Source organism: Shewanella marisflavi, assembly GCF_023283925.1.
GTDB classification, from domain to species: Bacteria; Pseudomonadota; Gammaproteobacteria; order Enterobacterales; family Shewanellaceae; genus Shewanella; species Shewanella marisflavi.
This window is the reverse complement of sequence record NZ_JAKIKX010000001.1, coordinates 299,453-311,426: the sequence shown is the minus strand read 5'-3', so window position 1 is coordinate 311,426 and position 11,974 is coordinate 299,453. Positions and strand designations below refer to the sequence as shown.

The 11,974-nt window shown below is 49.3% G+C and carries 7 protein-coding genes; 3 read left to right on the top strand and 4 right to left on the bottom strand.

The window, feature by feature from the left end:
- Positions 1 to 525: 525 nt before the first annotated feature.
- Entirely contained in the window at positions 526 to 2,778 is a 2,253-nt protein-coding gene (locus L2712_RS01315) for a S9 family peptidase (RefSeq protein WP_248976654.1), read from the bottom strand.
- Between the two features lie 215 nt (positions 2,779 to 2,993).
- On the opposite strand from L2712_RS01315, the gene L2712_RS01310 reads away from it, so the two are divergent.
- Positions 2,994 to 3,983 (top strand): class 1 fructose-bisphosphatase, encoded by a 990-nt coding sequence (locus tag L2712_RS01310; RefSeq protein WP_248976653.1) that lies wholly within the window; start codon positions 2,994 to 2,996, stop codon positions 3,981 to 3,983.
- 84 nt (positions 3,984 to 4,067) lie between these two features.
- Here L2712_RS01310 and L2712_RS01305 read toward each other — a convergent pair whose 3' ends face one another.
- From L2712_RS01305 to L2712_RS01295, 3 genes are all read right to left on the bottom strand, one after another.
- Entirely contained in the window at positions 4,068 to 5,096 is a 1,029-nt protein-coding gene (locus L2712_RS01305) for a hypothetical protein (protein WP_033537868.1), read from the bottom strand.
- A gap of 65 nt (positions 5,097 to 5,161) precedes the next feature.
- Positions 5,162 to 5,506, bottom strand: coding sequence for a hypothetical protein (locus L2712_RS01300; protein WP_248976652.1), 345 nt, complete (start codon positions 5,504 to 5,506; stop codon positions 5,162 to 5,164).
- Positions 5,507 to 6,379: 873 nt separating this feature from the next.
- On the bottom strand, positions 6,380 to 8,170 hold the full coding sequence (locus L2712_RS01295) for a flavocytochrome c (RefSeq protein WP_088905414.1): 1,791 nt from the start codon (positions 8,168 to 8,170) through the stop codon (positions 6,380 to 6,382).
- 387 nt (positions 8,171 to 8,557) lie between these two features.
- Between L2712_RS01295 and L2712_RS01290 the strand changes: the two genes are divergently transcribed.
- Positions 8,558 to 10,522: an ATP-binding protein gene (locus L2712_RS01290; protein WP_248976651.1), complete on the top strand. Its 1,965-nt coding sequence runs from the start codon at positions 8,558 to 8,560 to the stop codon at positions 10,520 to 10,522.
- Between the two features lie 9 nt (positions 10,523 to 10,531).
- Entirely contained in the window at positions 10,532 to 11,914 is a 1,383-nt protein-coding gene (locus L2712_RS01285) for a sigma-54-dependent transcriptional regulator (RefSeq protein ID WP_248976650.1), read from the top strand.
- Positions 11,915 to 11,974: the final 60 nt, after the last annotated feature.

Here is an 11,974-nt window from a genome sequence, read left to right as displayed (position 1 = left end):
ACTCATCCCCGGTGGCCAAGGAAGGCCAAAGAGGGGATTTGTACATGGATTGTACTTATCCCCGAAGCCCATGGATGAGCTAAGAGGGGGTTTGTGTCTGGAACACTTATGCCAAAACCCATGGATGGATAGCTTTGGTATTTGTACCTAAAGACTTAATAGCACTTACCTAATTTACATCATCACGCTGCATTCCTTTGAATCGCCTACCCGGCGAGGGATGTGCAAGCACAATTTTGGCACGCCGAATTTCCATCCTTGGAGGCTCCACGACGACGTCCTGTCGTCAAGGGCCAAAATCGTGTTTACACTAGTATCTCTATCTCTTCGATTTCGCTTCTTTTGATAGGTGCACAAAGACTCAACAACTAGACTATCTAGCATAAGTTAAATTTGCTGTACTTTATTAAAGTTAATTCAAAACAAATTCATCTGCCTTTAGGACTGCTATTCCCACAAAAAAGCCCTGCTACTTTCGAAAAGCTACAGGGCTTTTATTTTGGGCTAAGGCTTAAGAGCGATAGCCTAGTGCTTCAGCTGCCTCTCGAGAAAGTCAGCCAGTGAGCGATACAGGTGGGTACGCACCTTCTCGCCGCGCATCGAGTGCTTAGAGCCGGGGTAATCTATCATCTGGAACAGCTTGCCCTCGTCCTGCAACGCCTTATAGACGCGGGTGCTGTTTTCAAACAACACATTATCATCGGCCATGCCGTGATACATGAGTAGCCCTGACTGATAGCCTTTCACATACGGCAATACGCTACTGGCCTCATAGCCTTCGGCATTCGTCTCTGGGTGTGACAGATAGCGCTCGGTGTAGTGAGTATCATACAGCGACCAGTCGGTTACTGGCGCGCCCGAGATGGCAGCCTTGAAGTAATCAGGGGCCTTAAACAGGCTCATCAAGGCCATATAACCGCCGTAGCTGTGACCATAGATGGCAATATTCTTGCCATCCACATAGCTAAGGCCGCGCAGATAATCGACACCCGCTTTTTGGTCGTTCACCTCGGCTTCGCCCAGGTGTTTATAGATCACCTGCTCGAACTTGGTACCACGATGGGCCGAGCCACGATTATCCAGCTGGAATACGATAAAACCCTGTTGCAGTAAGTACTGAGTGAAATAGTCGTGCTCACTCCAGCTATTGACCACCAGCTGAGCGTGGGGACCACCGTAGACGCGCACCACCACAGGATATTGCTTAGTGATGTCAAACTGCGTCGGTTTAAACAGTCGGTACTGCAGCGCCTGACCATCTTCAGCCTTTATCTGACCAAACTCGGGTAGCTGCCACTGACCAAAGAATGGATAGAGGGGATGAGCTTTATCCACCTTATTCTGCTCTACCCAAGCCAGATGTTTGCCCTGCTCGTCATGCAAACTGATCTGCGGCGGCTGCGCCAGGCTGTTGAAATAGTCGAGATAGATAGACTCCTTGTCGGCAAACACCGGCGCATGCATACCACTACGCTGACTCAGCTGCTCAATCGCGCCACCTTTTAATGGCACGCGAAACAGATGCTTTTCAACCACGCTGGCCTTGCGACCGGTAAAGTAGACCCAGCCCGCCTGCTCATCCACATGCACTAACTCATCCACAGCCCAATCGCCTTTGGTCAACCGCTTCAGCAGTCGTCCTTGCAAGTCAAATAAATAAAGATGATTAAAGCCATCACGCTCTGACGCCCATAGCATCTGAGGCGATTTTTTAAGGAAATGCAGATCATTGTTTAAGTTCACCCAGGCATCGCTCTCCTCGCGGATCATGGTCATGGGTGCATCTTGGCTGCGCAGATCTATAATGCGCAGATCTAATGTCTTCTGATCTCGGCTCTGCCACTGAAAAGAGAGCTGCAGACTATCTGGTAACCACTTCACTCTCGGCAGATAGATATCCTTCTCTTCACCCAAGTCGACCCAGCGCACCTGCTTGTCGGCCAGCGTAACTACACCTAAGTCGATGACGACATTATTCTTACCCGCATAGGGGTATCGCTGCTCGGTCAACTTGATGCCATCGGCATAGATCTCATTGCGAGTCACCAGCTCAACGCCGGACTCATCGATGCGGGTAAAGGCGATGGCCGACTCATCCGGCGCCCACCAGTAGCCCGTCATCCTGTCCATCTCTTCCTGGGCGACAAACTCGGCCATACCGTTCTTAATCGCACCGCCGCCATCTGTGGTCAGGGCGGTCAGCTTTTGGCTGCGCAGGTCAAATACATAGAGATTTTGATCCCGAACGAAAGAGACATAATGCCCCTTAGGCGACAGCTTAGCATCTGTGGTAAAGCCCTCGCCCACAGGCAGCGGCGTGACCTTGTTATCGCTCAACGAATAGTAATAGAGGGCGCCCGATGCCGGGATCAGGAGCGCCTGACTATCGTCTGCCCAAAAATATTCCATGATCCCCTGACCATAGATACGCTGACGCTCACGCCGCGCCTTCTCTTCATCTGACAACTCAGCGCTTTTCAGCTTATCAGCGTCAAGCAAGATACTCTGCTTGCCCGTAGCCACCTCCATCTGCCAGAGATCATAGAAGTGTTGATCTTCCTTGCGTCCCGCCAGATAGGTCACCCGCTTACCATCAGGCGACAGCTTAAGCCCTCTGGGGCTACTGCCCGCGAGCGCAGGCGAAGCATAGAGTCTTTCTATGGTTAAAGGTTCCATACCGCCGACCGGCTGAGGAAGTTGAGGTTGTGACGCACTTACCGTTTGAGATAAAAACATAGGCACCGCCAATAAGGCTGAACTTATCCATTTTTTAGTCATTATTATGTCCTGGATATAAAACAGGTTTAAAAGCCAACAAATCGCAGGCTAGCATTGTGCCCTAAAGTGACATAAAACAAAAACCGCGATCTTGGCAGGCTAAATTGCCGCTGAAAAAATGATTCAACTGGGGTAGAATCGCCCGCATAACTAGCATTTATAAATACGATCTGACCTCCATGGTGAGCCTAGCTCCAAATGTCATAGGAAATAACATGCAAACTCTGGCACAACACCTTACTACTCAAGGGATCCAAGCCCCGCTAGCCCAGCTATTGACCACACTGGCCGATACCTCTAAAGCGATCAGTCACGCGGTGCGTCATGGCGCCCTCGCCGGCGTACTCGGTGCCACCGAGCAGGAAAACGTTCAGGGCGAGACTCAGAAGAAGCTCGACGTGATCACTAACGAGATGCTTAAAGACGCGCTAAAGGCCGACAATTCGGTTCGCGGTCTGGCCTCAGAAGAGGAAGATCATATCGTTGAAGTGGGTGAAAGTGGCGACTTCCTGGTCTGTTTCGACCCTCTCGATGGCTCATCAAACATCGATATCAACTCTCTGGTCGGCACTATCTTCTCTGTACTGCCAGCACCTCAGGGTGAACTCAGCGAGCAGAGCTTCTTACAGCCAGGTCGCCAGCAAGTTGCCGCAGGCTATGTGCTTTACGGACCATCCACCATGCTGGCCCTCACCACAGGCCAAGGGGTACAGCTATTTACCCTAAACCCAGAAACCAACGAATACCTGCTGACCAACGAAGCCATGTCCATTAGCAAGGACACAAGCGAGTTTGCCATCAATATGTCAAACCAGCGTTTCTGGGAAGCCCCGATGCAGACATATATCGCCGACCTGCTACTGGGCAAAATCGGTCCGCGTGAGAAGTCTTTCAACATGCGCTGGATAGCGGCCATGGTGGGCGATGTGCACCGCGTATTGTCACGCGGCGGCCTGTTTACCTACCCGGCCGACAACAAGAACCCAGAGAAGCCCTACAAACTGCGCCTGATGTATGAGGCGAACCCTATGTCTTTCCTGGTTGAGCAAGCCGGTGGCAAGGCCTCTACCGGCTATGAAACCATCATGGATATTCAGCCAAGTGAGATCCACCAGCGCGTCGCGGTGATCTTAGGTTCGGCTAACGAAGTCGATGCCTGCCTTGAATACCACGGTCAGGACTACAGCGAAGAACCCAGCCTGTAATCTTGATTGCACTGCTGTTTAATCAATAAAAAGTCGCCAGTTGGCGACTTTTTTATTAGCGCATAAAACATCAAAAGAGGCGATTTACGACTTGGATTCCAATAATGCCCTTAGTGGCGCCGGAAGTAGAGCTCTCGATTTTTCCGTAATAACTTTTTCATGCTTTTGCCAAAGCACACCAAGATACACCACTCCAAGCCCAATAATGGATAAGGCTATTGGAAACAGCCAATTATCTTCAAAGACATCATAGGCCAGATAACTCAAATATCCGCAACTGCCCAGGGCGCCAAAAACCACAAACACTCTACGAACGAGCAGCGCGCCAACGCCAATCATCAACAGATTAATGCAGAAGTAGATAAACTTAGACAGTTCATTATCAGAGTGCTGAGAGGTTAACCCACCCCAAAAAGCAATAACCCCAAAAATATAGATCCAAAAGGCGTAGTCAGCTTTATGGTGAGACCGAATATCGACCCAAAAAGCGAGACCAAGCATTAATAGGCCTAAATACAATGAGACTAAGGATCTCAGCCCCCAGGTTATGTCATCACCCGAGATCACAACCGTTATATCCATCGTCATGTACCAGAGCGTGACTGCAATAGGCATAATTAAAAAAGGATATTTATATCGCCACGCAATAATGACACCGACAACTAATGTACCAAGCTCCATGTATAACCAATGCCAGGTTACGGCTCTGTGATATTCTCTATATGTATTCGAATCTGGCCACACGCCTAACCATTGTTGAAGCCCATAAATCGCTAAAGGCGTTAAACAGACGACGAAGGTGGCGCAAATGCCAGCAGGAATGGTGAGGCCTCTTGCCGAAAACCTATTAGTCAACTTTAAGCCAATAGCCGCATACAGCATTGAGATAGATAAAATGCCCGCGCCCCCAAATGACTCCCAGCCTAAGTTCATGAAAAGTGTCATCGCGCCGATGGCGATAAGCCCACCTAAATAGTAGAGCACATGGGTAAAGGTAAACTTAGGGTTAGCACTAGGCTGAGCCGCCAAGAACTGATAAAGGGCTTCAGCCTGCTGAACTGAAATGATATTTTCCCGCGCCGCAGCATCTAACTGCTTCTTAGTCACATCCATGTTTACCCCCTGACATTAATTTGTGTCTAGCACAGTGACTACTGTGATATTGCGATAATTACTTGTTATCTTTGTCTTTCTCGATTGAGCTTATCCACAATGGCACGCAACTTTGTCATTTTAAGCTCGGTAAGCAACACGGCGACAAACAGCCAGAGGGCTCCAGCAATAAAAACGGCATTAATGAAGCTACCACTCTGGTGCTGATATCCATAAAGCCCGAGTATAAGGATTAAGACCGCCGCTAACGACATGCCCCAATCGTTTGTACCAAGCTTATATTCATCCTCGGCAATATCTTTACTCACAGTAACAAGATTAGCCAAGCCATCTAACTTCACGACGGCTTTACGATTTTTAAGCCTGACGTTAAACCCTTCACCCTTTAACACTTCAACGACTCTGTCCATAATCCTTGGCTTACTTCCTTGTTAATGCATAACACCCAAACAGCCACCACAAGTGACACTTAGACTTACAGTCGGCTTTACTAAACTCGATTATAGCCTCAACTTGCTATTCATTGATTTGCGCTGAAGCGCTGCGCCTAAACCAATAGAAGCAATATAACCATCCAACAGGCGGAAAGATAAAATTTAACAGACAAGAATAAAACACAACTAACGCAAGATTGTTAGCACTTCCTTTTGCAAACCTAATTGTCAGGTAAATCACCAAAAGGGCAAGGGCAAAATACACTTGTCCCCAGAGCGTTGCGTTAATGTTCATTGTTTTTAAAACTCCATTTTCAAACGATTCGACAGCTTATCACAGGTACTAGAAGCCGACTCAACCTGCCGCAATGACAGCGTCTCTCTCAACTGACAATTCAAATAACGCGGTTAACTAATATTGCTGACTCAACAGGTATACACTATGTGTAACTTTGTCACCGACCTAGACTTTATTCAGTAATCGCAAAAAGTTAACAGCTATTACTCTCTCAAACAATTTAAAAAGTGATCGATAGAGAAACACCCAAGCCTTCCATCCCTGGGCATTGGCATAAGTGTTCCAGACACAAGCCCCCTCTCTGGCCTTCCTTGGCCACTGGGGATAAGCATATCCGTATACAAATACCAATGCCTTCCATCCCTGGGCATTGGCATAAGTGTTCCAGACACAAATCCCCTCTCTGGCCTTCCTTGGCCACCGGGGATAAGCATATCCGTATACAAAAAAGCCACGGCGGAGACCGTGGCTTTGGCGGTGGCTTCCTAGCCACCTTTTGGGATGTTGCTAAACTATGTTAGTAACCTATGAGTTAGGTTAATTAAGAAGATTTAGTTCTTCTTAGAGTATTTCGCTGCTTCTTCACCCGCTAGGCGACCAAAGGTGATGATGTCAGAGATAGCGTTACCACCAAGACGGTTTGCACCGTGAACACCACCAGTCACTTCACCTGCGCCATACAGACCAGGAATAACTTGCTTCTTAGCATCCATGATCTCAGCTTTAGTATCGATCATCACACCACCCATAGTGTGGTGAACACCAGGTGTGACTTCGATAGCGTAGTAGTTACCTACGTTTAGTGCGCGTGGTAGGTTAGGACGTTCGAAGTCAGCATCTTTACCGCTAGTGACAAAGCTGTTGTAGCGTGCCACGGTTTCGGTCAATGCCTTACCATCGATACCTTCCATCTTACCCAGCTTTTCTAGGCTATCTGCACTTGGTGCAACACCCAGGCCGATATACTTGTCGATCTTCTTCAGCGACTTACGAACTGAATCATCGAAAATCAAGAAAGCAGACTTACCGGTTTGTCCCAGGATAGCCGCAGAAGCTTTGTCTCGGGTGGTAATTTCGTTAACGAAACGCTTGCCTTCACGGTTAACTAAGATAGCACCGTTACCACGTACCGCTTCAGTTACCATCACACCACCTTTAACAGACAGTGTTGGATGCGCCTGAATATACTCAACATCTTTCATCGCTGCGCCAGCGTTTTCTGCGACATCTAGACCATCACCCACTGCACCAGGTTGGTTAGTAGAGATGAAGCCTTTTAGCTTAGGATCTAGCTTAGCAACACGTTCATTGTTCTTCGCGAAACCACCGGTTGCCAGAATTACCGCATCGGCTTTCACCCAGTAGTAACCCTTATACATACCCTTAACCAGGATACCTTTAACCTTACCGCTGTCATCTTTTAGCACTTCGATACCACGAGTATTCATGCGGATATCGATGTTACGCTCAAGCGCATTATCGTACAGCACTTGTACAACATGAGCACCGACACCAGCACCACCTGTTGGACGGTGTGAACGGTTAACCGAGGCGCCACCCATACGACCCACGTCATTGAGGTCTGCGCCCATCTTGGTCATCCAATCGACAGAACCTTTTGAGTGAGAAGATAACACTTCAACAAGCGCTGGATCGTTAATGTTACGGCCACCTTTCATGGTGTCTTTAAACATTAGCTCAGGGCTATCTTTGATATCTTTAGCTTTCTGCTGATCAGTCCAAGCAGCGTTCATACCACCCGCGGCTAACTTAGCGTTACCGCCGATAACAGGCTCTTTCTCGATCAGAATGACTTTTGCGCCATTATCATGGGCAGATACCGCGGCAGAGAAGCCAGCGCCACCAGAACCCACTACAACAACGTCTACGGTATCGCGAGGTGCGCTAGCAAGAGCCGCTTGACGTTCTGCTTTATCTTTTGCCAATTCTGCAATAGAAGGTTCATTACGTTCCCACTTCTTCGCATAAGGCATGTTGAAATCGAAGCTATGGCAAGAATCGCAGTAAACCATAGACTTCTCGTGTGCGCTGTGACAAGAGGTACAGGCAACATCGCCAGGGAAGTGAGAGTCGTGGGCGTTGTAATGCTCATGCTTAGTGGTTTCAGCCACTTCAGCAAGGGTACCGTGACAAGAAACACATTGAGCGTTCTCGTAAGTTAGGCTGTCGTTGGACAGCTCGCCATCGGCTGTATGGCAGCTATCGCACTCTTGGTTTTGAGCATGGAAGTCAGCCAGGTTGTCGGCTGCCATCGCATTACCCATCAATCCGGCTGTGCCCATCAAAGTCGCTAGGCAAACCGCAAGTTTCATCTTTTTCATCTTTGCTCCCCCTTCTAAATGAACCGGATAAAACCGCCCAATTTAGAAGCACTTACATTATATTTAGATTAAAGTGATTCACACTTAACTTTAGAAGAAAGCCTTCATAGGTATTGATGACTACCCCAGGCTCTCACTATCGCTCAATTAAATGATTAATCAGGGAGGACGAAGCGGCAAACGGATAAGGGTAATGAGTATCAGAAATGACACCTCAATCACATGCCCAACGAGAGCCTATGCAAGTATGCATAATCACAAAGGGGTATATGCAAAAACGCATAGCGTGGCGAGACCTGGATCACATCTCTTTTTCATTAGATCAGAAATCGCTAATTCGCGTAATACAGCACAGTTTATTGCTTTAAAAAGCCGTAACATTTCCCCATGAAACGCTTACTTCTCTTTATACTATTTATCAGCTTTCCTGCACTCGCTCAGGAGAGCATTGTCTTTGGTGTTCACTCAAAAACGGCGCCACTTGAGTGGCGCAATAATGGTGTCGACCAGGGGTTCAACGTCGAGCTGATGAACAGGATCGGACAGATCATCGATAAACGCATCATCATCCGCCGCAAGAGCTTCCAGCAACTGGTCAGCGACGTACACAATCCCGATAGCGATATCGACGTCATTGCCGTAGTTAGCCCGGTCAACCTAGACAGGAAACTGAGTCAGTCAGATCCCATCTATGCAACCCACGCCAGGGCCTATACCTTGCAGGGCAAGGCGCTGATCAACAACTGGACAGATTTAGTGGGTAAACGGGTCGCCATCAAAAAGGGCGCCTTTGTCGATGTTTATCTATCGGGCTACCCACAAAAATTTAACCGCGTCGATGTGGATCTCTATGAAACCGGCTTTAAGCTGCTGATCGAAAACGAAGTGGATGTGGTGATCGCCGAAAGCTTCGTGGCCCGGCGCCTGCTCCCCCTCTACCCTTCGGTGCGCAGCTCTAGTGACGCCCTTATCTACGGCGCCTTCAACTTCGTTTGTAACTCCGAAAAAGCGGCATTGATGCACAAGATCAATGACGCGCTGCGCCAACTCAAGCTGTCAGGGGAATATGATCGTCTGGTAAACAAGTGGTTTGGTACCGGACGAGAGAAGGTCGATCTTACATCGACAGAAAAACGTATGTTCTCTCTGGCGATTCTGGTGGCTATCGTCTCGGCGACCGGCATGATCTACACAGGCTTTATTAGTGCCAGCCTGCGCAGACGTAAAAAGGCCCTCGACGCCGAACTGATACAACGCCGGCGAGTCGAGGCAGAGATCTCCAATATCTCCAAACAGTTTCAATCCGTACTCGACGGTATTCCTCATGGCGTCACAATCGTCAATGATGAACTACAACGCCTGTGGAGTAACGACAACAATGTGCACCTGCTGATCTCTGAGGCATTTCATTATATCCATGGGCAGGCATTCGACCTCAGGCCCGCTGTGTTGAAGGTGTTGTCTCAACAAAAATCCCTGATCGCCGACATGATGTATCAGCAGCAATATTGGCAACTGCAGATCCACCCTATCGCAAGCGATCAGGTGGTGATATTGCTCGAAGAATCCACCGAACAACATCAGCTACGTCAGGCGAACGAAGAAGCCAGTCGCTTGGCCTCACTTGGCGAGTTGTCCGCCGGTATCGCCCATGAGATCAACAACCCCACAGGGCTTATCTTACATGCCATCTCAATGTTCTCCGCGGCGATGAAAGACTTAGGCCCTGCGGCCGATTATTATCAGCAGCGCAATCCCTTCTGGCAGATCGCCGGACTCTCGCCAGCTCAGGCTATGGATGAAATGACTGTTGGCTGCGACACTATTGAGGAAGCCGCCAAGCGAATCAGTCGTATCGTCAATGATCTCAAGCGTTATGCCCTGCCAAACTTGGTACAGGACCATGCCCCCGTCAGCCTTAATGAAGTCGTCGACGTCTCCCTGCGTCTTACGGCAAATCAGACTAAAACACTTCAGATCACCAAATTACTGCACCTGCCGAGCCCCATGATATTGGGTAATGCCCAGCAGTTGCATCAAGTGCTGATCAACCTAATCCAAAACGCCTGTCACGCCTGTCCGCCAAGAGAGGGGCATATTCAGATCAGTACACAAATTGACAAGGATCGCGCCATCATCAATGTCAATGACAATGGTTGTGGCATGGACACTCAAACCCTTAAACGGATCACAGAGCCCTTTTTTACCACACGTCGCACCGAGGGTGGCAGTGGCTTAGGCTTATCTGTATGCAGCCGTATTATCAAAGAGCATGAGGGCCTGATGCAGATACAATCAAGACCCGGTAAAGGCACCCGCATTCAACTTAGTTTTGCCTTGGTTCAGGAGTAGCAATAACAGATGAAACTTGCACGCAATATCCTTTTGGTCGACGACGAGGCTTCTTGGCTGCGTACCCTGGCTGTCACCTTAAACCGCCTGGTGCCCGAGGCGGAGATAGATACCTGCGTCGACAGCCGCCAGGTACTGAATCGCCTACAGGTGGGCGACTACGCCTTGGTACTGCTGGATCTGACCATGCCATTTCATTCGGGCGAAGAGCTGCTGGCCATGATACGGGCCGAGTCACCCAATACCCGGGTGATTATCGTGACTGGGGTTAACGAAGTAGACACCGCAGTGCGCTGCATCAAGCATGGTGCCTATGATTACTTTATCAAGACGGACAACGTCAGCGATCTGGCCCATACGGTGCGACGAGCGCTGGAAGTCGTAGGGCTGGAGCGCAACTACTTACATATTAAGGAGCGCTTTCTCAGTCGCACCTTAGATAATCCCAAGGCGTTTAATAATATTCTCACCTGTGAGCCTGTGCTGCTGGATCAGTTTCGCTATTTAGAGGCAGTAGCCTTTAGCCCGGAGCCTCTGCTAATTCAAGGGGAAAGCGGTACGGGTAAGAGTGAATTTGCCCGCTCCTGCCATCAACTTTTTAGCCCTGAGCAACCCTTTGTCAGCCTTAATCTCGCAGGGTTTGCCAGCGACACCTTCGAACTTAAACTCTGCGGCCGACTGAGCCAGCAGCCAAACGGGGAAATCGATGCGGTGACCGGACTGCTGCACCAGGCGGGTAGTGGCGTCCTCTATCTGAGTGAAATCAGTGCCCTGCCTCTGAGCGCGCAGATCACCTTGCTGGAGCTTATCGAGAGCAAGAGTTACTCACCCTTGGGCAGCGATAGTCGCTTCCCCATCAAATGTAAATTTGTCCTCTCCACTCAAGACGATTTGCTGGCCCTCAACAAGCGCGGTGAATTTCGCAGCGATCTGCTCTACCGCCTGCGCGCCCATAAGATAAAACTGCCTCGACTCGCAGAACGCCCGTTAGATATCGCAATGTTGATCAATCACTTTATCGCCGAGGCCGCCGAGGAGATGTCGCTAAGCGCACCCCAGCAACCCAGAGATCTGGCGCCCAAACTATTGGATTATGACTTTCCCGGTAACCTGAATGAGCTCAAAGGCATGGTATTCGATGCCGTCAGCCGCAGCGACGGTGTGACGCTCAACATCTCACCCTTTATGGAGGCGGTTAAAGAACACAAGTCGCTGGATGCTGAGCCTGGCGATCACATCATCTTCCCAAAATCCCTACCGACACTGGCACAGATGAACCAGGCATTGATCGACGAGGCCATGAGCCGCACCGCCAACAACCAAACTGCGGCAGCGCAGATGCTGGGGATCAGCCAAAGTGCTCTCAGCCGCCGTCTGACCAAGGGGCATTAGCGGGTCGCAGTAAACATTAGTCTGAGACAATAAAAGGGACGCCAACGCGTCCCTTTTTTA

What these genes read in the sequence shown, in the direction of transcription:
- L2712_RS01315 (WP_248976654.1), bottom strand. Translation starts at nt 2,778, where the DNA reads ATGACTAAAAAATGGATAAGTTCAGCCTTATTGGCGGTGCCTATGTTT.
- L2712_RS01310 (WP_248976653.1), top strand. Translation starts at nt 2,994, where the DNA reads ATGCAAACTCTGGCACAACACCTTACTACTCAAGGGATCCAAGCCCCG.
- L2712_RS01305 (WP_033537868.1), bottom strand. Translation starts at nt 5,096, where the DNA reads ATGGATGTGACTAAGAAGCAGTTAGATGCTGCGGCGCGGGAAAATATC.
- L2712_RS01300 (WP_248976652.1), bottom strand. Translation starts at nt 5,506, where the DNA reads ATGGACAGAGTCGTTGAAGTGTTAAAGGGTGAAGGGTTTAACGTCAGG.
- L2712_RS01295 (WP_088905414.1), bottom strand. Translation starts at nt 8,170, where the DNA reads ATGAAAAAGATGAAACTTGCGGTTTGCCTAGCGACTTTGATGGGCACA.
- L2712_RS01290 (WP_248976651.1), top strand. Translation starts at nt 8,558, where the DNA reads ATGAAACGCTTACTTCTCTTTATACTATTTATCAGCTTTCCTGCACTC.
- L2712_RS01285 (WP_248976650.1), top strand. Translation starts at nt 10,532, where the DNA reads ATGAAACTTGCACGCAATATCCTTTTGGTCGACGACGAGGCTTCTTGG.